The 24,092-nt window shown below is 44.2% G+C and carries 20 protein-coding genes; 10 read left to right on the forward strand and 10 right to left on the reverse strand.

Annotation, left to right across the window (positions count from 1 at the left end; genetic code table 11):
• Positions 1-126: 126 nt before the first annotated feature.
• Complete coding sequence (locus AAE02nite_RS07895) at positions 127-492, reverse strand: DUF1801 domain-containing protein (protein WP_146896749.1); 366 nt, start codon at positions 490-492, stop codon at positions 127-129.
• A 211-nt stretch (positions 493-703) separates the two neighbouring features.
• Here AAE02nite_RS07895 and AAE02nite_RS07900 point away from each other — a divergent pair, with 211 nt between their 5' ends.
• The 3 genes from AAE02nite_RS07900 to AAE02nite_RS07910 all read left to right on the forward strand — a co-directional run bounded on the left by AAE02nite_RS07900 (position 704) and on the right by AAE02nite_RS07910 (position 4,878).
• Entirely contained in the window at positions 704-1,684 is a 981-nt protein-coding gene (locus tag AAE02nite_RS07900) for a radical SAM protein (protein ID WP_146896751.1), read from the forward strand.
• 253 nt (positions 1,685-1,937) lie between these two features.
• The gene (locus AAE02nite_RS07905) at positions 1,938-2,450 is read left to right on the forward strand and encodes a gamma carbonic anhydrase family protein (protein WP_146896753.1); all 513 of its coding nucleotides are present in this window, start codon (positions 1,938-1,940) and stop codon (positions 2,448-2,450) included.
• A gap of 238 nt (positions 2,451-2,688) precedes the next feature.
• Positions 2,689-4,878 carry a bifunctional alpha,alpha-trehalose-phosphate synthase (UDP-forming)/trehalose-phosphatase gene (locus AAE02nite_RS07910; RefSeq protein WP_146896755.1) on the forward strand — a complete coding sequence of 730 codons (2,190 nt, stop codon included), beginning with the start codon at positions 2,689-2,691 and terminating at the stop codon, positions 4,876-4,878.
• Here AAE02nite_RS07910 and AAE02nite_RS07915 read toward each other — a convergent pair.
• From AAE02nite_RS07915 to AAE02nite_RS07935, 5 genes are all read right to left on the reverse strand, one after another.
• Positions 4,875-5,651, reverse strand: a complete 777-nt coding sequence (locus tag AAE02nite_RS07915) for a LytR/AlgR family response regulator transcription factor (protein ID WP_146896758.1) — start codon at positions 5,649-5,651, stop codon at positions 4,875-4,877. The genes AAE02nite_RS07910 and AAE02nite_RS07915 overlap by 4 nt on opposite strands.
• A 432-nt stretch (positions 5,652-6,083) precedes the next feature.
• On the reverse strand, positions 6,084-7,163 hold the full coding sequence (locus tag AAE02nite_RS07920; RefSeq protein ID WP_146896760.1) for a sensor histidine kinase: 1,080 nt from the start codon (positions 7,161-7,163) through the stop codon (positions 6,084-6,086).
• 4 nt (positions 7,164-7,167) lie between these two features.
• Positions 7,168-8,208, reverse strand: coding sequence for a sensor histidine kinase (locus AAE02nite_RS07925; RefSeq protein ID WP_146896762.1), 1,041 nt, complete (start codon positions 8,206-8,208; stop codon positions 7,168-7,170).
• 117 nt (positions 8,209-8,325) lie between these two features.
• Complete coding sequence (locus AAE02nite_RS07930) at positions 8,326-9,603, reverse strand: hypothetical protein (RefSeq protein WP_146896764.1); 1,278 nt, start codon at positions 9,601-9,603, stop codon at positions 8,326-8,328.
• Positions 9,604-10,632: 1,029 nt separating this feature from the next.
• Positions 10,633-13,638 carry a serine hydrolase domain-containing protein gene (locus tag AAE02nite_RS07935; RefSeq protein WP_146896766.1) on the reverse strand — a complete coding sequence of 1,002 codons (3,006 nt, stop codon included), beginning with the start codon at positions 13,636-13,638 and terminating at the stop codon, positions 10,633-10,635.
• A 679-nt stretch (positions 13,639-14,317) separates the two neighbouring features.
• Between AAE02nite_RS07935 and AAE02nite_RS07940 the strand changes: the two genes are divergently transcribed.
• The 5 genes from AAE02nite_RS07940 (at position 14,318) to AAE02nite_RS07960 (ending at position 18,271) form a co-directional block, all read left to right on the forward strand.
• Positions 14,318-14,950, forward strand: coding sequence for a peroxiredoxin (locus tag AAE02nite_RS07940; protein ID WP_146896768.1), 633 nt, complete (start codon positions 14,318-14,320; stop codon positions 14,948-14,950).
• A gap of 91 nt (positions 14,951-15,041) precedes the next feature.
• Positions 15,042-16,292, forward strand: coding sequence for a 3-deoxy-D-manno-octulosonic acid transferase (locus AAE02nite_RS07945; protein ID WP_146896771.1), 1,251 nt, complete (start codon positions 15,042-15,044; stop codon positions 16,290-16,292).
• Positions 16,274-17,212, forward strand: coding sequence for a ribosome small subunit-dependent GTPase A (gene rsgA / locus AAE02nite_RS07950; protein ID WP_246150882.1), 939 nt, complete (start codon positions 16,274-16,276; stop codon positions 17,210-17,212). The genes AAE02nite_RS07945 and rsgA overlap by 19 nt, the downstream gene beginning before the upstream one ends.
• 41 nt (positions 17,213-17,253) lie before the next feature.
• On the forward strand, positions 17,254-17,739 hold the full coding sequence (locus AAE02nite_RS07955) for a hypothetical protein (protein ID WP_146896773.1): 486 nt from the start codon (positions 17,254-17,256) through the stop codon (positions 17,737-17,739).
• Between the two features lie 73 nt (positions 17,740-17,812).
• Positions 17,813-18,271: a peptidylprolyl isomerase gene (locus AAE02nite_RS07960; protein WP_146896775.1), complete on the forward strand. Its 459-nt coding sequence runs from the start codon at positions 17,813-17,815 to the stop codon at positions 18,269-18,271.
• 62 nt (positions 18,272-18,333) lie between these two features.
• Here AAE02nite_RS07960 and AAE02nite_RS07965 read toward each other — a convergent pair whose 3' ends face one another.
• Positions 18,334-19,086 (reverse strand): ZIP family metal transporter, encoded by a 753-nt coding sequence (locus tag AAE02nite_RS07965; RefSeq protein WP_146896777.1) that lies wholly within the window; start codon positions 19,084-19,086, stop codon positions 18,334-18,336.
• Positions 19,087-19,243: 157 nt separating this feature from the next.
• Positions 19,244-19,684 (reverse strand): DUF1622 domain-containing protein, encoded by a 441-nt coding sequence (locus AAE02nite_RS07970; RefSeq protein WP_146896779.1) that lies wholly within the window; start codon positions 19,682-19,684, stop codon positions 19,244-19,246.
• Between the two features lie 204 nt (positions 19,685-19,888).
• On the opposite strand from AAE02nite_RS07970, the gene AAE02nite_RS07975 reads away from it, so the two are divergent.
• Together AAE02nite_RS07975 and AAE02nite_RS07980 are read left to right on the forward strand one after the other, a co-directional pair.
• On the forward strand, positions 19,889-20,296 hold the full coding sequence (locus tag AAE02nite_RS07975; RefSeq protein ID WP_146896781.1) for an Xre family toxin-antitoxin system antitoxin: 408 nt from the start codon (positions 19,889-19,891) through the stop codon (positions 20,294-20,296).
• A 2-nt stretch (positions 20,297-20,298) separates the two neighbouring features.
• Positions 20,299-20,787, forward strand: coding sequence for an RES family NAD+ phosphorylase (locus AAE02nite_RS07980; protein WP_146896783.1), 489 nt, complete (start codon positions 20,299-20,301; stop codon positions 20,785-20,787).
• A gap of 60 nt (positions 20,788-20,847) precedes the next feature.
• On the opposite strand, the gene AAE02nite_RS07985 is transcribed toward AAE02nite_RS07980, so the two are convergent.
• Together AAE02nite_RS07985 and AAE02nite_RS07990 are read right to left on the reverse strand one after the other, a co-directional pair.
• A complete protein-coding gene (locus AAE02nite_RS07985) occupies positions 20,848-22,392 on the reverse strand; it encodes a sigma 54-interacting transcriptional regulator (protein WP_146896785.1) in 1,545 nt (514 codons plus the stop codon).
• Between the two features lie 172 nt (positions 22,393-22,564).
• Positions 22,565-23,665, reverse strand: a complete 1,101-nt coding sequence (locus tag AAE02nite_RS07990; RefSeq protein ID WP_146896787.1) for a vWA domain-containing protein — start codon at positions 23,663-23,665, stop codon at positions 22,565-22,567.
• Between the last annotated feature and the right edge of the window lie 427 nt (positions 23,666-24,092).

Here is a 24,092-nt window from a genome sequence, read left to right on the forward strand (position 1 = left end):
TTTAAGCTTTCCATCTTATTAAAGTAGGACTTTCGCAAAATGGTTTTTTAACCTAGTAAATCCTCCCCCTTGTCCCCTCCGAAAGGGGACTTTGGATAATTTTGCGAAAGTCCTGTAAAGAATATTCTATTTCTTTTTGTTCCGGTAGTGCCATTCGTTCAGGACCAAGGCCTCCTGCAAAACTTCCCGCAGTACTCTTTCGTCGATTGCAGCAATATTTTTATACGTAATGGTTTTTATTTCTTTCCGGTCTTTTGCTTCCATTAATCCCTGTTCATCAGATAGTTCGAAGCCCCGGCAGAAACCAATAGCTACGCCTTGCCGGAGCGGATTAAGGTAACACAAGCGCCCGAAGTAGAAATAAAACGGAACCCGGTAGCTTATTTTCTCCTCCAGTTGGGGTGCCGATGATAGAATAATGTTTTGCAGTCGTAACAAAATAGATTGATTAGCTTCGGTTTGTTCTGCGATGAATAAATCTACGGCCGTCATTATTCCTTCATTTAATACATAAATATATTTAAATCAATATCGGTGAATTTGCCTTTCCTTAAAACTTTTAACAATGTAAAAATGTACACTTTCCCACCAGATAATTGTTAAAGGCAATTCCTGTTGTTTATGTCTTTTATGATTTGGTAGTATCATAAAAGCTTTTGTTGGAGATAAGCTTTAACTTGCAGTTCCTAAACCAAAACTAAACGTGCGGCTTGTTTCTCATCCAGTACTGTGTAATTATTACGTTACCTACCGGTGTAATGCCCGGTGCTCGTTTTGCGATATCTGGGAAAAACCTTCGCCTTACATCCGGTTAGAAGATGTTGAAACAAACCTGCGCGATCTGAAAAAACTGGGGGTAAATGTGATTGATTTTACCGGCGGCGAACCTTTGCTACACCAGCAGCTCGATCAGTTCTTGGGGCTGGCGCACCAAATGGGATTTATTACCACCCTCACCACCAACTGCCTGCTCTACCCCAAATATGCCCAACGCCTGCAAGGCAAAGTAGATATGCTGCATTTTTCGCTGGATGCCGCCGAAAAAGAAAAGCACGATACTGGCCGCGGCGTGGCTTGTTTCGATTTTGTGCTGGAGTCGATTAGGATAGCTAAAAGCTTAGCCGAGCGCCCCGATATCTTATTTACTGTTTTCCGCGAAAACATTGACCAGCTCGAAAAAGTTTACCAGGAGGTAGCTTTACCCAACCGGCTAATGCTAATAATTAACCCGGCTTTTGAATACAACACTGTAGATACTGGCGCCGGCTTAACGCCCGACCAGCTAAAATACCTCTCTGCGTTCGGCAAGAGAAAAAATGTTTACCTGAACGAGGCTTTTATTTCGTTGCGCCAAAACGGAGGCAATCACATCGCCGACCCGGTGTGTAAAGCGGCCAGTACCACCGTGGTTATTTCGCCGGAAAACGAACTGGTGTTGCCTTGCTACCATTTAGGCGAGAAGAAATATCCGATAAACGGCCAGCTTTATCAGTTATATCATTCCGAAGCGGTAAAAAAACAGATAGCCCTGGAAGGACGGTTGCCGGCCTGCGAAGGCTGCACCATTAACTGCTACATGCAGCCCAGCTTTGCCGTAGAAGTAAACAAATACTTCTGGCAGGCGCTGCCCAGTACCTTAAAATATAACATAAACAAAGGCACCTGGAAACGTCTGTTTAGGTAGGTGTTAGTGGTTAGTTATTAGTTTTTAGTTGAAACAAAATGTAATAAACTATTTGAAAATTACAAATTCAGAGAAAGGTAATAGACAACCCAAATAATTAAGCAAATCTGGAGCAAAAATTAAAATACTATAACTAAATCACTATCTAACAATTTAATTCTGTAGTTTAACTTCTCCTTAATAACTAATAACTAATAACTAACAATTAACAACTAACAACTAATTGCTAATAACTAACAACTAATAACTAACCATGGCCCTCCTATTACCGGTAAAAGATATTTATCCGCAGCTCGGCGAAAACTGCTTTATTGCTCCAAATGCTACTATTGTGGGCGATGTAACGCTGGGAAACGACTGTAGTGTGTGGTTTAATGCGGTTATCCGGGGCGATGTAAACAGTATTCGGATTGGTAATAAAACTAATATTCAGGATGGCGCGGTAATACATTGTACTTACCAGAAAGCGGCTACAGTTATCGGAGATAATGTTTCGATTGGGCATAATGCCATTGTGCACGGCTGTACGGTGCACGATAATGTACTTATTGGCATGGGAGCGATTGTGATGGACAAAGCCGTGGTAGAAAGCAATTGCATTGTAGCTGCCGGCGCCATTGTACTCGAAAACACGGTTTGTGAAGCCGGTTATATTTACGCCGGTATTCCGGCTAAAAAAGTAAAACAGCTAAGTCCGGAACAAATAAATAACCTGGCCAAAACCGCAGATAATTATGTGATGTACGGGAGTTGGTTTCGGGCGTAAGACACAATCCGTTAGCCTCTTTAAATGAATATTTCGCCCGCTAGGTACCCATCCTAATAGTAGACCGCTCCACCGGGGTTCTCGCCCATCTCCTCGCCATAAACTTGCGATTACGGTTATATTTTATAGTTTGCCGGAATCCCGCCACGGGCCACCGCCTGTAAAATGGGATAATTGTGCTTTAAAAACTAACCTTAAACATTTTTAAAGAGTATCTTTTAAGGAGAAGATTTAATTTATGGCGAGAAAGATTATAGTATCTAACCGGTTGCCGGTTAAAATTAAAAGAACCGAGAATGGAATGACGTTTGAACCCAGCGAAGGTGGCCTGGCCACCGGCCTGGGTTCGGTTTACAAAGAAGGCGATAATATTTGGATAGGCTGGCCGGGCTTGTACCTGGAAGAAGAAAGCGAAGAGCAGCAGGTAATAACCGAACTGCAAAAGGAAAGCATGCAGCCGGTATTTTTAACCGAAACTGAAATAAAAGAATATTACGAGGGCTTTAGCAACGAAACACTTTGGCCTACCTTCCATTATTTTTCGCAGTTTGCTGTTTACGAACAGGACTATTGGGAAGCTTATCTCCGTGTAAACCAGAAATTCTGCGAACGAATTGTAAAAGTTGCCAATCCCGACGATACCATCTGGATTCATGATTACCAGTTATTATTATTGCCTTCGCTGGTGCGGGAAAGTTTACCCGATATTACCATAGGCTTTTTCCAGCATATACCATTCCCGAGTTACGAAGTGTTCCGGATGCTGCCCTGGCGCAAACAAATTCTGCAAGGACTTTTAGGCGCTGATTTAATCGGGTTTCATACCTACGACGATGTGCGCCACTTTGTGAGTTCGGTTATTCACCTGGTGGGTTTACCGGCCTCCAACGGGGTTATCGAAACCGGTAACCGCAGCGTAATGGTAGATGCTTTCCCGATGGGAATTGATTTCGATAAATATGCCGATACCGCCCATTCGGAGAAAGTAGCTGAAATTGAGAAAACCTTTGAAGAAGCGCTGCGGTACCGCAAAATTGTATTGTCTATCGACCGCTTGGATTATTCGAAAGGTATTCCGCAACGCTTACGGGCTTTTGAGCTATTCCTGAAACAATATCCCGAATTTCACGAGCAGGTGACCCTGATTATGATTGTGGTGCCTTCCCGCGACCAGGTAGAAAAATACAAAGAACTTAAAGTAGAAGTAGATGAGTTGGTAGGCCGCATTAATGGTTTGTACCGAACCTTGAGCTGGGCGCCGGTGCAATATTATTACCACTCTTTTCCGTTCGAAGAACTTTCGGCTTTTTACCGCATGGCCCACGTGGCCTTGGTTACGCCCATGCGCGATGGCATGAACCTGGTTTGCAAGGAATATTTAGCCAGCCGCACCGATGGCACCGGCGTACTGATATTGAGCGAAATGGCCGGGGCCGCCAAAGAACTTTCCGAAGCTATTTTAATAAACCCCAACGATGTAAACCAGATGGTAGGGGCTTTATACCAGGCCTTAACCGCTCCGGAAGATACCCAGCGGGTGGCAATTGCCAGCATGATGGCCACCGTGCAGCAATACAATATTCACCATTGGGTAAAACTTTTTATGGATAGATTAGCCTACACCAAAGAAAAACAGAATGAGTTAATAACAACATTGCTTCGCGGCGAGCTAAGACAAAAATTAATATCAGATTACCGGCAAGCACAGCAGCGGTTAATTTTTCTGGATTACGATGGCACCTTAATGCCTTTTACCCGTGACCCTAATAAAACCCAACCCGACGAAGAATTGCTGCAATTATTGCAGGCGCTGGCAGCCGATTCGGCTAACCGGGTGGTTATAATAAGCGGGCGCGACCATAAGACGTTGGCTAAATGGCTGGGGCACCTACCTATTGATATGATTGCCGAACACGGCGTTTGGCTCCGGAAACACGAAACCGACTGGCGCATGATTCAGAACCTGGATAATACCTGGAAAGAAGAAATCCGGCCTATATTTCAAACGTACGTAAGCCGCACGCCGGGCACGTTGCTCGAAGAAAAAGATTTTGCTTTGGTTTGGCATTACCGCAAAGTAGATCCGGTGCTGGGCGAAACCCGCGCCGGTGAGCTAAGCAGCCACTTAAATTACCTAATTGCCAACCGCAATTTACAGGTAATGGAAGGTGATAAAATTGTGGAAATTAAGAATATTGAGGTAAACAAAGGCATTGCGGCCTCGCGGTGGTTACACGAATACCAAAGCGATTTTGTACTGGCCATTGGCGACGACCGGACCGATGAAGATACTTTTAAGGTGATGCCCCAAAATGCGTATACCATTAAAGTAGGTAATATCCGGTCTATAGCCAAATACCACATGCACAGTCCGCAGCACGTAAGGGAATTACTACAACAGTTAATTAACGGTCGTAATCAGGCTTAAGCACCGTTAAACCAATCTTTAAACTCCTGCACGCGTTCCCGGCTAACCACAATTTCTTTGTCAAATTCGGCTTTTGGCCGAATAAGGAGGCGGCTGTTAGAATACACCACCACATCGCGGATAGCATTGATGTTGATGATAAACGTGCGGTTAACCCGGAAGAACAGGGTGGGGTCCAGTGCCTCATCCAGTTCTTCCATTTTATAATCAATAATATATTTTTTGCGGTTATCGGCCAGCAGAAACACGTTGCGATCTTCGGCATAGAACAAGGTAATTTCTTGCGCCGGAATTGAATGGATATGCTCGCCGGTACGCACCATAAACCGGTTTTTGTAATTCTTCTTTTGCAGCATACCCAAAGCCTGCTCCAGTTGCGAAAGCTGCGAAGCCGTATCCGAGGCACCTAACGTTTTGCGCAGCGTATTTAACTTTTGCATACTGCCCGCAACCGCCTCGTAGGTAATGGGCTTCAGTAAATAATCTATTCCGTTGCCTTTAAAAGCTTCAATGGCATATTCGTTAAAGGCCGTGGTAAATATTACCGGCTTCTCTACTACGGTTTTCTTAAATATTTCAAAACTTAAGCCATCGGTTAGCTGCACATCCATAAATATTAAATCTACCTCGTTGCGGGCATTACCTAACCACATCACGGCTTTTTCCACGCTGTTCAGCCGGTCGGCTACCTCAATACTGGGGTCGTATTTCCGGATATGCCTTTCGAGTTTTTCGGCGGCGGGCTTTTCATCTTCAATAATTAATACACGCATGGGAGAAAAGGTTGAAGGTTTAAAGTTAAAGGTTGGCTGGGTTTGTTTGATTAATTTGATTTTCTGTTGTTAAGTAGAGTAGTAATGGAGGTCACCTCATCCCCCAACCCCTTCTCCTCAAGGCGAAGGGGTGCTCTGGTAATGCGTTTTTTAAGGTAAACACTTCTAGTAACTGGTGAAAAATTGTAATGTATCATAAGAATTAGTTATTCATTCTCTTTATCTATCTCAGTAAACATGTAAACAGCATTCTTGCCCAAAGGCTGTTTCAATTTGATATTTAGAATTAATTTGTAAGTGGAGAGGTAATAAACCAGCATTTTTAATTCCTAATTTATAATATCTAATTTTTAATTTGGCGGAGCACTACCTTGAATACTAATCAAAGTTCCTCTCCTATTTCAGGAGAGGAATTTAGGTGAGGTCCGTCATTCACTCCTTCACCTCCTCAGAAAGAACCGGTTCCGGGGTGGCTACGGTTAAGAGCGGGATGCGCACCGAAACGTAGTTATCTTCCTGGGAGCATTCGAGTGGGCGGTCGGTAAAGAAGCTGTAGGCGCGGGTGAGTTCCGGCCAGGGGCTCGGATTAAGACCGCTTACTAATAAACGTTCGCGTAGCGCGTACCGGTAAGTCAAGTGCTCAGCCTGGCCCAACCGTACGTGTAGTTGCAAAGGTTTGCATTCGGTAATTAATGAGCGGTTAATGGCATGTTCGGTTAATTTTTGCAGCGTACCCGGCAAAATCATTTTATGGGCGAGTGCTTCTTCGTTATCGGTTTGCAGGTGCAGTTGAATAAGGTCGTGGTGCATGTAATTATACAACCGGATAATATCCTGGGCTGCGCTTAACTCGCGGCTAATGGGTATCATGTCCTGCTTTTTGTTTTGCAGCACATTGCGGTATATTTTCGATAAGTCATGAATAAAGGCTTCGGCCTCGTCGGGGTCGTGGTGTAATATTTTAATCAGGGTTTCGAGGCTGGCGTACAGCAGTTGCGGGTTTACCTCGTTTTTTAAGGCGTTAACCTGAAACTCCATTTTCTCGCGGAGGTTATGTTCCTGCTCCAGGCGGCGCTGGTTGAAATGGTTGAGGTAATAAATGCCAAAATAAACCAACGTATACAGTACCACCGACACCAGGAAAATACTGTTGAGCGTGAGTAACTCTATCTGAAAAGCCGAGTAGCCCACCCACCAGATAAAATAAGCCGATACCACCGTCGTAACAACCAAAAGCGAACAAAGAATATTAGCCGTCAGGTAAATAAGTATGCGCCGCTGCACGCTCCGGAAAACCGGAAAGAGCTTGTTGATACCAATTAGTACCAGGCGTAAGCTTTCGGTCAGGGCATAAGTTAAGCCCACGCAAAGTAAGGCCTCTTCGCTGAAAAAATTTTGTTCTACCTGCCGGATACTATCAAAAACCAGCAGCACCAAAACGTACACTAGCAGGCCATAAACCGGCGGAAATAATACCCGGAAATAAGGATTATGAATAAATATTCCTTGCATGGGTTCAGGCGGTGTAAATCAAGGGCAGTTCTATTTTAAACAAATCGGTTTTATCTACCTTAATATCAGTTTTGGCAAAATAATGGTAGCGTTGCCGGATATTATCGAGCCCTACCCGGAAAGAACTGGCCTTGAATTCCCTTTCCAGAAGGTTATTCGTGATGGTCAGCAGGTTTTTATCCGAAACGAAAATGCGGATGTGCAGCGGCGTTTCTTCGGATGGCGCGTTGTGTTTCACGGCATTCTCCAGGAGCAACTGCAAGGTAAGGGGCGGAATTTTACTGCTCAGTACCCGGCGGGGCAACTCTACCGATAGCTGCACAGCATTATCGAAACGGCTTTTCAGCAAAAAGAAATAAGCCTTAATAAAGTTTAGTTCTTCGGCCAGCCGTACCAGCGGCAAATTCTGATTAGTCAGAATATACTGATACGTTAGGGCCAGTTTCCGGATAAACTCTTCGGCCTGGTCGGGGTTTGTGTAAATTAAAGAAGAAATCGTATTCAGGCTGTTAAACAAATAATGCGGGCTGAGCTGGCTTTTGAGTACCTCAAACTGCAAAGCTAGCTGGGTGCTGGCAATTTTCACTTCCTCTATCTGAATGGCCGCGTACTGGTTGTAAGTATACAGCGTAAAATCGACGATGGTATAAATAAACAGCACCACAATTCCCAGAATGCAGAATTTAATTAGGGGGTCGTGGTATTGCTGGTTAAAATAAGCCCAGGTGGTGCCTTGCCAAGCCAGGTACAAACGCAAAAAGACGTAAGCGAGGGCAAAAAGGCAAAACCCCATTACGGCCAGTTCTACCGCAAATCGCCAGGCCGTAGCCAGGTGCCAGGGCGCTTTTTTATTCAGAAACCGGCTCAGGTAATAAAATCCTAACCCGACGGCATTAGCCACAAGTATGCTAAACAGACCAGGTTTAAGCGTGCTTTCTTTCAAGCTCAAATACCCGTTTACTGAATAATATAAGTACAGGAATAACAATATTCCAACCAGGGTACTAATGACAAAAGAAATGATTATCCGGCGGTTCATTTTCATAAAAAGCGTTAGCGTACCTGGGGTTTGGGAAGATTGTCTGTTAAAATATTAAATGCTGAAACAAATTAACCGGTACTTTTAGGACCGGCTTGCGCAACCCTAATCCCGGAGGGCGCTTTACTCCACTCCGTACACCACGCGTTGGTATTCGTAGTCTGAGTTAATGGTTTTGGCTGTCTTTACATAAGCAGCCCGTACCTGTTCGTTGTCGGTGGGCATAGTGGTTTTAAGTTTTTGCAGCGTACGGCTTTTTTCGTGCGCGGAGTTAATATCGGCTACCACCGGAAAAACCTGTAAATAATTTTGAGGCGTAAGTTTATGCTTGCTGACGAGGTAAGCCAACGCGCGGCTTTTTTCGTTATCGGAACGGATATTCCGTACGGCTGCCAGTACCTCATTAAAATGCTGATCCAATAATTTCTGATTGCTCATGAGGGTGAATATTATCCGGTTCTTTTCATAATCCGAATCGATATTGCCGAGTTGCACAATTACGTCTTTGTAAGCCCGTTCGGGTAGCCCCGGGTGTACAATCACCTGTTTCAATACTTTGGCCTGTTCATAATCCGAAGCAATGCGGCCTACGGTATTAATGGCTTGGGAAAAGTTAGCCGGGCTTAAATTACCGTTTTGCACGATGTAAGAAACAACCCGGGCTTTTTCATAGTCCGACGACATTAGGGTAACGGCATTTAGATATTCCTGCGTCACTTTGTCGCTTTGCAGCAGGTGCGGACTGGTTTTGCGCAGCAGTTTGCCTTTTTCGTAATCCGAAGAAATAAACTTGTTTACTTGGGCGAAAATATGCCGGAGGTCATTATCTTTCAGACGGGGTTGGTTTAAGAGGTACGAGAAATAAATGCTTTGCACATTATCGTTCTCTATTTTCTCAATGGCTTGCAGTACGCCGTTCAGGCCCGATTTGGCGTACAGCCGATGTACCCGGTCTTCGGCCCCAATGCCGGTGGTAGCAATTATACCGGGTAACATTTCCTGCAGCCACTGGCGGCCTTCGGGTTCGTAAGGTTGCTCGGTGCGGCCTACAAAATAACGCCGCTGCAAACTGCCGTCCGGTTCGCTTAATAGCTGAATTTCGCGGCAGTTGCCAAAGGTTGTTTTGCTGTACTTAAAAAAGCCGCCGGGACTGATGCTTATAATATCCCGCTCATCGTCGGAAAAGTAAATTTTGCCCTTATACGAAAGCATCGTGGAAGAGCCATTGTTGCGGTTCACCCAGGAGTGAATGCCCTGTTGGTGCCGCACCGAATCGAAATCCGTAACGGAACTACAAGGATCACCGGGAACGGCAAAAGCGCTGAAAACATGTAAGCAGGTTAGCAGGATAGTAGAAAACATGGCATAGGCAGCTTTATTTTTGAAAGTAAACCATTTCATAATAATAACTTTTTCTGGTAATTTCTCCAACAAAATTCAGCATTAAGCGCCCCCCAAAAAAACCAAAAGCAGCCAGTTGTAGAAATAGTTACCTGAACTGCCAATTGCCGGTAGTAAAGGTAAGTTCCCGGAATAAACAGAGCCTTGTTTACCAGGTAAAAGGTTTATCTGCCCCAAAGCCAGGTATAACCTTTACACCAACAATAGAACATTTTGCAAGCGTAACACTTAAGGCGGATGGGGCTGGCCACCAGTTACAGAGATGGTCAAATAAAGCGACATTGTTGAGTGGCTTAACTCTGCAAGTGAATGGAAGAAAAGAGCAGGGATTAAGGCGTCGTAAAAAACGGCGTTGACTTCAAAACTGAAGTGCTCAAGATGGTGGCCAAACAGTTGGCTATGTTTAATAAGCTTTAGAGATTAGCGAGAGCCTGATTTACCGCTGGAAACAAAAACAGAAGGGAAAGTGAATATTTATATCAGGAACAGCATCAGCCTCGCTGTTGGCGAATAATCAGCAGCTAAAAGAGCGGTTACGTCAACTAGAAAAAGAATAAGAATCGCAACATTCTGAAAACGTGAAAACTATTGGTTAAAACCACCATCTGAAAAATATCTGGTGATCCAAGACTTCGATTCCCAGTATCATATACACCTGTACCAAACGTGCCAGGGAAATAGTTATCACTTTTGCTACAAGTATGGCTACCTGTAATTGCCAGAAAAGAAAGTGCAGATTGTAAATGGGCAATGTTACCTGCAGGCAAAATAATACACATGCAAATTACTTAATCCAGGCTTTCCGAATTATTTATTGGGGATATAGCGGAAGCGGTTATCGTTTTATTCCTCCAGATTCAAATTTATACGACGTTGCCCATTAGGCGGGCCTTTTCCGTCCGGAGGCCCATCTTTAAGCCTAACAGGATTAGGTTGATCTTTGTGAACAAATGGCTCTTATCCCTCGCGCAGGTCTATTCCGGTATTCCGGGCTGAATCATATACTTTTTGCTGCACTAAATTTCAAAATTATTGCCGGCGGGCCTGGGTTTTGGCTGCCTGTTCAATGGCATCGTAAATAACCTGCTGCACGGCGGTTCGGGTATTTAACTGGCTTAACTTGTTATTGTTACGTGTGGGGTGTACGCGGTTCGACAAAAACACATACACTAAATCGTATTTCGGATCTACCCAGGTAAAAGTACCCGTAAAGCCCGAATGGCCGAAACTTTCGGGACTCGCACCTTTGGCGGCGTTGCCGTTCTCGACGTACGGCGAATTAATGCGGTCAAAGCCCAATGCCCGGCGGTTGGTGGGGCAAAACTGGCAACTGGTATAGGTATTTAAAGTAGCTTCGCTGATGTAGCGCCGTCCGGCTACCTCGCCTTTTTGCAAATACATTTGCATCAGTTTAGCTAAATCATTGGCGTTGCCAAACAGACCAGCATGGCCCGATACACCGCCCAGCATAGCGGCTCCCTCATCGTGCACGGTACCGTGTAATAATTGCTTCCGGAACAAAGAATCGTACTCGGTGGGCACAATTCGGCTGTGTGGGAAATATTTCTCCGGGGTAAAAGTAAGCGTTTGTGCGCCCAGCGGTTTGTAAAAGTTTTCTTTCAGGTAATCTTCAAACTTTTTACCGGTGAGTCGCTCCACAATAACCGGGTACAGGTAAAAAGATAAATCGCTGTACACGTAACCGGCTTTCTCGTTCAGCGGCGATTCTTTTATTTGCTTGTAAATTTTCTTGTGGTAATTGCGATGCATGTACAAGTTCTGCGCCACTTTAATCGGGAACCGGGCCGAAGAATCGGCTTTAAACGTAAACCATTTGAATTTGCCGTTTTTCTTTTTAGTTACCTGCCAGAACGGAATCCAAGCCTGGAGCCGGGCCTGGTGCGCTAATATTTCTTTAAACACCAGGTTTTCTTTGCTGGAACCCCGGAACTCCGGCAAATAATCGCCCACGGTTTTGTTAAAATCAAATTTACCTTCGTCCTGTAGTTTCATCAGGGCCGCAATAGAAGTACTTATTTTGGTTACCGAAGCCAGATCGTAAATATCGGAATTATTAACCGGCACTTTATTTTCGTAAGTATGGTACCCAAACGATTTCTGGTAAATAACATTACCACCTTTCGCTACCAGCACCTGGGCACCAGGTATGGCTTTTTCCTGGATGGCAACCTGTACCAAAGAGTCGATGCGGCTGAAGGTTTTGGAACTTAGACCAATATCTTCGGGTGAGCTGTATTTGAAATGCGTACCGCCGGTGGTGGCTAGGCCCAGGTTGGCCTTATAAGCCGGCGAAGTAGTAACCGGTAAACGCCCCTTAGAACCCAAACCGCCAAATATTATTTCGGCCGCTACCTCCTGCGCATTTACCGATTCCTGGTAGGCCATAATGACCGCGTTTAGTTTATCCAAGTCCTGGAACTTCGCCGAGGAATATGCATTACCAAAAATATTCAGAATGGTTTTCTTGCCTTTAGCTAGTTCTTTTACAAAAACCACCGTCTCGGCGCTAACCCCGTAATTACCGGCTGGTCGGGTACTTAAATCGTGTACGCCCGCTATAATTAAATTATACTTCTGTAACTGATTTTTCAAATCGCGCAGGTAATCAATAGAGGCATTGGCCGGCAAAAAGAAATTATCAGTAGGTGCGTAACGCGTCAGCATTTGCTGGAAGGGCGTGGCGGTTTTGGTACCAATGGCCAAGGCAGCAATCCGGAGGGTATCCAGGTTATTTACCGGTAAGGTATTACGGTTATTGCGCAGGACCGTTACTGACATTTCGGTAAGTTTGCGGTTAATAAAATTAGCCATTGGGTTGTTTAAATCTTCGTATAGATTTTTCAACGCTACTGGTTTAAACTTGTGCAGACCAGCCCAATATTTAGCCGCTAATATTTTTTTAACCCGGTGGTCAATTTCTTCCTGGGTAATTTCCTTTTTCGCAATTGCTTCCCGAATTAAGGTAATCGCCCGTTCCACATTCTCCGAAAACTCAATAATATCGTTGCCGGCCAAAATCGCTTTTACATCGGCGGTACCATCCGGAAAATTATTCGTAACGCCTTTCATGTTCATGGCATCCGAAATCACCAGCCCTTTAAAACCCAGTTCATTTTTGAGCAGATCGGTTACAATGGGTTTTGAAAGCGTAGAAGGCAAATTAGTAGTGGTATCGAGCGCCGGAATATTTAAGTGCGCTACCATTACCGAACCTAAACCTTGCCGCATCAGCTCTTTAAACGGGTACATTTCCAGGGTATCGAGGCGCTTGCGGTTGTAATAAATTTTGGGCAAGGAATAATGCGAATCTACATCGGTATCGCCGTGGCCCGGAAAGTGTTTAGCGCACGCCATAATGCCTTGGTCCTGCATGCCTTTCATGTAGGCGGCACCTTTGCGGGCCACATTGTGCTTGTTTTCGCCGAACGACCGGAAATTAATAACCGGGTTATCGGCATTATTATTTACATCTATTACGGGGGCAAAATTAATGTGCATGCCAATTCGCTTAAACTGACGGGCTACTTCAGCGCCCATGTCGTAAATAAGCTTGTCGTTGGAAATGCCGCCCATGCTCATTTGGTAAGGGAATTTAACGGTGCTGTCGAGCCGCATCCCCAAACCCCATTCGGCATCCATCGCAATCAGCAGCGGTACTTTCGAAATACTTTGGTAGCGGTTGGTTAGTTTGGCTTGTCGCACCGGTCCGCCCTGGAAAAACACCAGGCCACCTACTTTATGCCGGGCGATAACGTTGGCAATAGAATCTTCAAATTTTTTGTTCCGGTTAGAATAAGCGGCCACCATTATTAACTGGCCAATGCGCTCATCGGGGCTAAGTGTAGCAAATACCGAATCGACCCAAAGCTGATTTGTTTTGAAGAACACCGGGAAATTTTCGGGTTTGACGGGAACCGGAGGAGTTGGCACCGCCACTTTTTTGGTTTGGGCTGCCGCCGTAAAAAGAATAAGAATAAAAAATGCTAAGGAAAAAAATATTCTTTTAGAGGTCATTAATACTATAAACTTACGCGAATTTAAACTTAAACTGGCTTGGCTCCTTTTCCTGTTATTTAACCCAAAAAATTCTCTTAGCTAAATTGCTATTAAGCAAGAGCGGTAAATCAGGATTAAATCAGAAAGATAAGGCTATCCTTAATCATCAAATATAGCAAATTATATTTTTGGGGTAAAATATTACCCTTAAATGATTTTGGGCTTATGGTATAAGCTACCAGTAACTTAACGACGTTTCACCAGCGCAATTTTAAGTTTTCAAGTATTAGGAGTTTAGTTATAAAACGAAGGTTTTCACCTACTTTTCTTCTAAGCTAAGTACAAACCTGGTAATTAATAGTTCCGCACCAAATTTTAGAATATTTTTGATTTATTAACAAAAAGGCCATAGCTTTGCAAAATTATCAGAGATAAACATTTTTCATTAGCTGCTTTATTACCAAAGGCTAGCGTTTACTATCTTCCGGTATGACACTTATTAGCAGCCAACGTGCTGAAAGCCAAAGTACAAACATTGGCAAAATCAAGGTAGAACCGAGAGATTTGCTTAACCCAGAACACCTGCAATAGGGCAGTTTGAGAGCGTTAAAAAAATGTTTTTTCTGTTTAATATTTTATTCGGAATAACCTTTATTATAAATATTTAATCTAAATCCTTAATCTAAATAAATAAATTATGGCAGTATTAGTTGGAAAAAAAGCCCCTTCTTTTAGCGCTACCGCTGTGGTAAACGGCGAAGAATTCGAAGAAAATTTCTCTTTAGAACAATATGTAGGTAAGCAATATGTAGTATTTTTCTTTTGGCCATTCGATTTTACTTTCGTTTGCCCAACCGAAATTATTGCTTTCCAGGAGCGTTTAGCTGATTTTGAGGCGCGTAACGTAGCCGTAGTTGGTTGCTCTACCGATTCTCATTTTGCACACTTTGCCTGGTTAAATACTCCGAAAGAACAAGGTGGTATTCAGGGCATTACTTTCCCGTTAGTAGCCGATACTTCTAAAACCATCTCTACGAACTACGATGTACTGGCAGGTTCTTACTCTTACAACGAAGCCGGCGAATTAATTTTTACTGGTGAGCCGGCTGCTTACCGCGGTTTATTCCTGATAGACAAAGAAGGTGTAGTACGTCACCAATTAGTAAACGATATGCCGCTGGGCCGTAACGTAGAAGAAGTTATCCGGATGATTGATGCTTTACAGCACTTCGAAGAAAAAGGCGAAGTTTGCCCGGCTAACTGGGAACAAGGCAAAGAAGCAATGTTGGCTACGCCCGAAGGTGTTGCCAGTTATTTATCTAATAACTAATTCTTTTTAAATATTACTTTAATATTGTTTTGGGAAAGCCTCCGTTTTAAACGGGGGCTTTTTACTTTTGTACCCTATAACGTTTAAAATATTGTCGCGCCTCCTCTACTCTCTTGGTACCAAAGCTTATTCCCTGCTGCTGCAAGCCAGTGCACCTTTTCATGCGAAAGCAGCCCAATGGGTAGCGGGCCGGAAAGATATTTTTGAGCAGATTCAAAATAAACTTGCGGGCAATACCCAACCGGTAGCCTGGTTTCATTGCGCCTCGCTGGGCGAGTTTGAGCAAGGCCGACCATTAATCGAAAAGTTTTCTTCGGAATATCCGAAATATAAAATATTACTTACTTTCTTCTCGCCGTCGGGCTACGAAGTGCGGAAAAACTACGCCGGTGCCCATTATATATTTTACCTGCCTCAGGATAGTGCCGCCAATGCCCGCCGGTTTGTAGAGTTGGTAAAGCCCAAACTAGCCGTTTTTGTAAAGTACGAGTTCTGGTATTATTATTTAGCGGAACTACACCGCCGGCAAATTCCGGCTATATCGGTTTCGGCTATTTTTCGGCCTTCGCAATTATTTTTCAAGCCTTACGGCGGCTTTTACCGCGGCATATTAAAGCTCTTCACGCATATATTTACGCAAAACCAAGCCTCCGCGGCCTTACTCCAAAATATTGGTCTAAACCAGATTACAGTAGCCGGTGATACCCGCTTTGATAGGGTGCTGCAAACGGCGGCGTCGGTTAAAATTATTCCATTGGTAGAGCAGTTTAAAGCCGGCAAACCTATATTTGTGGTCGGCAGCAGTTGGCCCCAGGATATGGAAGTATTGCTTCCTTTTATAAAGCAGCACATCAACCAAATAAAATTCATTATTGCTCCGCACGAGATTCATGCAGACGAATTAAATAAAATAGTAGCTTATTTACCAGGGCAAGCTATCCGGTTCTCACAGGCCCAGGAAGCTACCGTAGCCAATTACCAGGTGCTGTTAATCGATAATATTGGCATGCTTTCATCGCTCTACAGTTACGGCACCTATGCTTATATTGGCGGCGCTTTCGGGAAAGGTTTGCACAATACTTTAGAGGCGGCCGTTTTTGGTCTACCGCTTTTTTTCGGGCCAACTTACCTTAAATTTCAGGAAGCAATTGATTTGGTAGAACTGGGCGTGGCGCATCCTATTCAGAATACGGCTGAGCTAACTGCCATTTTTACCCGCTTAGCTACCGACGCTGCCGAGCGCGAAGCTATCACCCGCAAAGCAAAAAACTACGTACACGAACAGGCCGGTGCTACCGATATTATTCTGAAACAAGTAGACCAATGGCTGCAAAAAGTATGAATGGAGTAGTAATTAAATCGACGGGGTCGTGGTATTTGGTGCGCGATGCTGATGGCAACCTGCACCCTTGTCGGCTACGCGGTAAGTTTAAGTTAAAAGATGCCAAAGTAAGTAATCCGTTGGCTGTTGGCGACCGGGTTACTTTTGAGCGGGAAGCGTCCGAAGAAAATACAGCCATCATAACCGAAATTGAGCCGCGGCAGAACTACATTATCCGTAAATCGACCCATAAAACTGCCCACAGCCATATTATTGCGGCCAACCTGGACCAGGCGCTGCTGGTGGTTACCCTGGTTTCGCCGCGTACTTCTTTTGGTTTTATCGATCGTTTTCTGGTTACAGCCGAAGCCTATGATATTCCGGCTACCATTATTTATAACAAAATAGATTTATACGACGAAGAAGACCGGCGCTATCAGGAGGCTATTTCGGGTTTATACAGCCAGATTGGTTACCCTGGTATTTCCTGCTCGGCCCAACAGGAAATTGGGTTAGATGAAGTTAGAGCCGTTTTGCAGGATAAAACCAGTTTGGTTTCTGGGCATTCGGGCGTTGGTAAGTCTACTTTAATTAACCTACTGGTGCCGGACCTGGAACTGAAAACTTCCGAAATATCGGACTACTCCGACAAAGGAAAGCACACGACTACCTTTGCCGAAATGTTTGAAGTAAATCCCAACACCTTTATTATTGATACCCCCGGCATTAAAGAACTGGGTTTGGTTGATATTGAAGACAATGAGTTAGGCCATTTTTTTCCGGAAATACGTGAGCGCATGCAAGATTGCAAATATTACAACTGCCGGCATGTAAACGAGCCGGGTTGCGCCGTAGTACCCGCCGTTAAAGCCGGCCAGATAGCTTTAACCCGCTATGAAAGCTACCGCAGCATCCTGGCCGAAGAAGATAACCGCCGGTAAATATTAACTTTGCTTTTTTTAGCTGATGAAAACAACTATAAATGATAGAACTTATTGAAAAATATGTGGTCGATGGGTTCGGCAATATTAATCTCCCTGAATCAGAAGACGAAAAGCGAAAACTAGCCAGAGCCTTATTAGGTTTGAGCTTAATAGGTAATCTTGATAATTGGTTAAATAATGCCTTCGACTTAATTGACAATCATGAACCAGAAGAGCCGTTTCTAAGAGAGAATGCATTAAGCAGAAAGGACAAAGCATTTAGGTTGGCATTTGCTCATTTGGATAATGCGGTTAAGGAGAAAATAAAGGAGATTATAATAGATACAGCGTCGGGCGTATTATTCAGTTCACTTGTCACTTTCGACCAATTTGAATATGGAGATATTTGTATTTCCTTAAGGCCGAAAACTTTGGATGGAAAAAGTGAGGCTCTGGATATTTCTGACAAATGGGAAGACTTGCATGATGAGCTACCAGAATGGATTGAAAACTTTAGCAATTATCGAAAGGAGTTAAAAAGTTAACTTATTCTAATTTCTCTTCGGCTGAATTTTTAACTTTGCCGGATTGTTTAAGACTTAAACCAGTTAAATATTTATGAAAACAGCTGAAATTCATACCGCTAAAGGTGTCATGAAAGTAGAGTTTTACGAGCAGGATGCGCCGAAAACGGTTAAAAACTTTACTGATTTAGCTCAAATGGGCTATTACGATGGCTTAGCTTTTCACCGGGTTATTCCGGATTTTGTGATTCAAGGCGGTTGCCCTAACACCCGCGAAGGTGCTAAAGGTCAGCCCGGAACCGGTGGCCCAGGCTATAAAATTGATTGCGAACTGACCGGCGATAACCAGTACCACGATAGAGGAGTTTTATCGATGGCACATGCCGGCCGTAATACCGGTGGTTCCCAGTTCTTTATTTGTCACAGCCGCCGCAACACGGCTCACCTCGACCGCAATCATACTTGCTTTGGTAAAGTAGTAGAAGGCTTAGACGTAATCGACCAGATTAAAGCCGGTGACAAAATCGATAAGATCGTAGTTAACGAAGCGTAAATAAATATTGCTTAAATAAAAACGCCATTGAAAATTTTCAATGGCGTTTTTATTTAAGCCTGTTAAGCAAATTTAGTCAGGACGAATGCTGTTAAAAAGCCCAATACCGTTATAAGTCCGGTAAAATTATGGGCTTCCTCAAAAGCTTCCGGAATCATGGTATCGGCTACCATGGCCAGAATGGCCCCAGCTGCCAGCGCTGTAATACCGGCTATTACATTCGCGTTAAAATGATCAAAAATGGTGTATCCGGCAATGGAGGCGACTCCCGAAATCAGCGCAATGCTTCCCCAAACCCCAAAAATATAGCCGGCCGAGCGTTTTGCTTTCTTCATGCCAGCTGCACTGGATAAGCCTTCGGGCAGGTTAGATAAAAAAATGGCGGCTACAGCTACCAAACTTACACCTGTACCGGCAATCATACTAATGCCAATTACTATCGACTCCGGTATTCCGTCTATTAAGGCCCCGATGGCCAGCGCCATGCCGCTGCCGCTGGTTTGGGCTTCGGTGGGTTGTTGGGTACCGGAGCGCTTTCGGTGGTGGGCGCCCCATCGGGTTAATAACCAGTTAGCCAGGGTAAAAATAACCGCTCCGCTTAAAAAGCCTATGGCCGTCGCATCAAATCCGCCTTGCCTGAACGCCTCATTCATCAGATCCAAAGACAGCGCCGAAATTAAAACACCGCTCCCGAAGGCCATAATACTGGCAATTACCCGCTGGCTTACGGGAGCAAAATAACCGATAGCCGCACCCAGCAGCAATGCTGATCCGGCCAATAATCCCCAAAAGCCTGCAAATATCCAAATAGGCATATAGCTGCGTGGTGTTTAGTCTTTTAATTATCTAATCTATATCTAAATAGCCAACCATTTAGCTGTAAACCGATGCCTTTGGAGTATGCTCATGCATGCCAGCTTAAACTTCTTTATACTTTTATTTATCCAAAATTTCCACCCGTGGCTTTTACATTTATTTATTTTCCGGCAATTCTTTTAAGCCAGCCTGGCTCGTGGCTTCCCGTTCCTCTTTCATCTCTTTAGATAGAAAATAATTTAAAGCGGTTCTGATAATGGCAATAGCGCCTAATTTCCCAATCTGGTCCCAACTCGGAGCAATAGCCGTAGAAAGAATATCGGCTCCCAACTGAAACTCCAACGCCAGCGCCAGGTAGCGGGCTAAAATAAGCCTGATCCGGTTATAATTTACGTCTTCGGGCGGTAGCAGTCGCCGGAATAAATAATAGCCGGCAATAATTACGCCGGTGCCTATTATAACAGCCCCAATGGTTTCGAGTAGTAATTTTAACCACTGTACCAGGCTAATGATTGTTGCCTCTACCCCCAGCTGGGCCGGACTGGCTAACACGGACGGGACTTTCTCCTGTAGTAGTTCGAGTAAAAATATTCCCATTATTTATTCTTAAATAATATTATTACACTTACTCCGGACACTGCAAAAAAGATTTGGGCAGATGCCAGAACCAACTCAATCTATATAAATGAGCGAGTATTTGCTCCTAAGAAGTACATCGAAATATGCTAATCGGAATTTTACGTTCTTATTCAGGAAATTTTCGTATATTTACCTGAACCGAAATTTTTTTGGAAAAATACCATGGTAGAAGTTATAGATGATTTATTTGTGATAGACAACAACCTGGCTTTGGTAAAGAAGGCGCAGGAAGGCGTTGAAGCCATATATTTCCTGAATTTACTCCGGCATTCGGGGTTGCGAAAAGATGAGTTGGCCAGCCTGGTAGGCATCGATCCCAAAACGGTAGATAATTACCGCAAATCGAACAAGCGCTTTACCCGTGACTCGGCGGAAAAGCTTTTGCAATTGCACCGCCTTTTCTCTTTCGGCGACGAATTATTCGGCTCCACACCGGAATTTATGGATTGGCTGGCTATTCCGTCGCCAGGTCTGGAAAATAAAAGCCCGATGGAACTGCTCCATTCTGTATCGGGTATTTTGGAAGTAGAAAAACAGCTAATGCGACTGGCCCACGGCTACGCGGCCTAAGCATGGAGCTTTACCGGATTGTTTTTGAACGTTTTGCCGACCGGCTTTATGCCCCAGGGTTCTCGGGCCGCTGGAACTATGATGGCCAGTTTGTAATTTATGCTGGTTCTACACGTTCGTTGGCCTCTATGGAAAATATGGTTCATAAAATGGGACAAGGCGTACTCGGGTCCAGGTTCGTGGTGATGGTACTGGAAATACCGGACGATATACCAGTTACAACCATTACGGTGGAGCAATTGCCGCCTACCTGGAAATTAGAAAGCAGCTATGCGCTTAGCCAACCTTTGGGCGCGGCCTGGTATGAAGCCGGCGAAACGCTGCTCTTAAAGGTTCCTTCTGCCGTTGTACCCGCCGAATATAACTTTGTAATTAATAGCCGGCATCCTGATTTTACCAAAGTAAAAATTAAAAGAAAAGAGCCCTTTGTTTATGACTACCGGTTTATCACCATAGATAAGGAAGTAGTTACCGGCCGGAAAAAGAAGTAAAAACCAAGAGCAGCTAATTAGCTGCTCCGGTTATAATAATATAAGAATAAAAGGTAGTGGTTATTTCCGCTTCTTCCGGCTACCATAATCCTCTTCCTCGTCATCATCGTCGGAGAAGGAAGGCATGGTAAACATACTGCTTAGCAGGTCTTTAAACTGCAAGCCAGCCGTTAGTTTATTCCGGCTAATCAGGCTGTGCTCGGCCAAGCCGTGCAAGCAAAATTCCATCAGAAATAATTTGGTTTGAGCATCAGATTTGCTGTGAAGCTTATCTACCAACGCAGCCAAGCCCGGCACACTGTTCAGGCTTTTGTTGTACTCGGCCGCCGGCATGTCCTGCAAAATATCCAGGGTGTGGCCTTCGCCAAACCAGTCGGTTACTTTTTTGTACGCATTCTGCTCTTTCAGTTTTTTCTGCTTGTCGGGGTCGGGAAAATAATTTAGAAATTGGTTTCGGATGGCTTTGCCCATGAGCTTTTGCGCCACAATAGACGGTCCCTCCTGCTCACCTTCGTACACCAACTCTACTTTACCGGTTAATGCCGGTACCGCCGCCAGGAAATCGGTTACCCGTACAAAAGTCTGAGCTTCCCCATTTATCAGGGCGCGGCGTTCGGCAGCGCTAATCGTATTTTCGTAAGCCGATATGGTTAAACGAGCCGATACGCCACTTTTGGCATCTACAAATTCGCTCTCGCGGGCTTCCATGGCCACTTGCTCAATCAGGTCGCTTACCAATTGGTTGGTGGTAACAATTTGCTGCTGTTCTTTGTGAATTCTGGCTTCCTGCAGGGTAATTTTTTTACCTACCTCAATAGACTTAGGATAATGCGTAATAATCTGGCTGTCGATGCGGTCTTTTAGCGGCGTTACAATGCTGCCCCGGTTGGTATAATCCTCTGGGTTGGCGGTAAACACAAACTGTATATCTAACGGCAAACGCACTTTAAACCCGCGAATCTGAATATCACCTTCCTGTAGAATATTAAACAATGAAACCTGAATACGGGCCTGTAAATCGGGCAATTCATTAATCACAAAAATACCCCGGTGCGAACGCGGAATCAGGCCAAAGTGAATTACGCGCTCATCGGAATAAGGTAGTTTCAAAGTGGCTGCTTTAATCGGGTCGGCATCGCCAATTAAATCCGCAACCGACACATCGGGTGTGGCCAGTTTTTCGGTGTAGCGCTCCGAGCGGTGCATCCAGGCTACCGGTGTGTCATCACCCTTCTCCAGAATTAAATGCTTCGCAAATACCGATAAGGGCTGCAGCGGGTCATCGTTCAGTTCGGAGCCGGCCACTACCGGAATATATTCGTCTAATAATTCTACCAGCATCCGGGCCAGGCGGGTTTTGGCTTGTCCGCGCAAACCCAGCAAATTAATGTGGTGCATCGATAAGATTGCCCGCTGCATATCCGGGATAACGGTTTCCTCGTAGCCCCAGATTCCAGGGAATACTTCTTCCTTGTTCCGGAGTTTAGAAATTAAGTTATCGCGCAGCTCCTGTTTTACCGATTTAGGTTCGTAACCAGCCGCCCGCAATTGACCGAGCGTGGTAATTTTTAATAAATTCTGGGGGGTGATATCTTTATAATTCATGAATCAGATATTGCAAATATTGGATGGTAAATAACTCTTAGCTTTAAAAGGACAGTACGCAAAATTAAGTTATGTATTCGTTCGCTTTCAGGAGGTTACACCTTCATAAAGATTTTAAATTTTGCGTAACATCAATAATAAAATTAAAAGGAATATAAATATTAGTACTTACTTAAAATGTTTTACGCCGATTGCGGCTGTAATCTTCAAATATTAAATGGCCCAAACCTTTCAGGCTGCTGTAATAAGCCTTGCCGTTGTTTACTTTTGTAAATTCATCAACAAATTGCTTTAAATACGGGTCAGAAGCAATCATAAACGTAGTAATCGGAATTTTAATCCGGCGGCACTGGGCAGCCAGGGTCAACGTTTTATTTACTACTTTCCGGTCCAGGCCAAAGCTGTTCTTGTAATACCGGATTCCTTCTTTCAGGCAGGTTGGTTTGCCATCAGTAATCATAAATATTTGCTTGTTGGCGGCTTTACGCTTACGCAAAATATCCATAGCCAACTCCAGGCCGGCTACCGTGTTGGTATGGTAAGGGCCTACCTGCAAATAAGGCAAGTCTTTAATGGTAATCTGCCAGGCATCGTTGCCGAAAACAATAATATCCAAAGTGTCTTTGGGATACTTTTGGGTAATGAGCTCAGCCAGGGCCATGGCTACTTTTTTGGCGGGTGTAATTCGGTCTTCGCCGTACAAAATCATGGAATGCGAAATATCAATCATGAGTACGGTAGAGGTCTGGCTTTTGTGCTCCCGCTCGGTTACCTCCAAATCATTTTCGGTCAGGAAAAAATCCCCCAGCCCGTGGTTTAATTGCGCATTCCGGATAGAATCGGTCATGGCAATCTGCTCCAGCGTATCGCCGAACTGAAACTCGCGGCGGTCGGTGCTGGCCTCGTCGCCTTGCCCGGTGTGCGGGGTGGTATGGTTGCCTTTGCCCGACTTTTTCAGTTTGCCGAAGATTTCTTCTAAGGCACTGCGGCGCAGGTTTATTTCGCTTTTAGAGGTAAGCTCAAAAGAGCCTTTCTGCTGTTCATTTTCATCAATATATCCTTTGGCTTTCAGATCTTCAATAAAGTTACCAATGCCGTATTCGTTATTGGTGAGGTTATATTGTTTATCCAGCGAACTGAGCCACGAAAGCGCTTCGCCCACATCGCCGGAAGTTATGGTAATAAGCTGCATAAAAATCTGCAGCAACGACTCAAATCCTGTTTTATCGTCCTGGGGAGGTATATAATCGGTAAATCTATATCCGGCTGCCATCTTCTTCTAAATTAAAATTTAAATACTCTTTTCAACTGCTCTTCATCTTCAACCCTAATTTACTATAATTCTGGCTGATTTCCCTTATTCTGTTCTCTCCCCACCATCTGATAATTTCTAATTTGTTCCCCTCTTCCAACAACCAATAATATTCTTAGGCAATTTTTACGTATTAAATTTCATGTAATTGCCCTCTAACAAAATTCTTTCGGCTGATTTAACTGATTTCTTCCTGGCGGGTGGCTTTCCTTCGGGCTTGATATTTAAACAAACGCAAAAGGATTATTGTTTAGTTAATTTTATCCAGAAAAATTAAAGATTGGTGCCCGATCGGGCAAATAAAACAGCTATACGAAAGATAAACGCAAAAGCTAATGCAGGTAAGTAAAAATCAGCCAAAACTGCTTATTAAAATAGCCTAACCGTC

The sequence above is a fragment of the Adhaeribacter aerolatus genome (assembly GCF_007991635.1).
GTDB lineage: Bacteria > Bacteroidota > Bacteroidia > Cytophagales > Hymenobacteraceae > Adhaeribacter > Adhaeribacter aerolatus.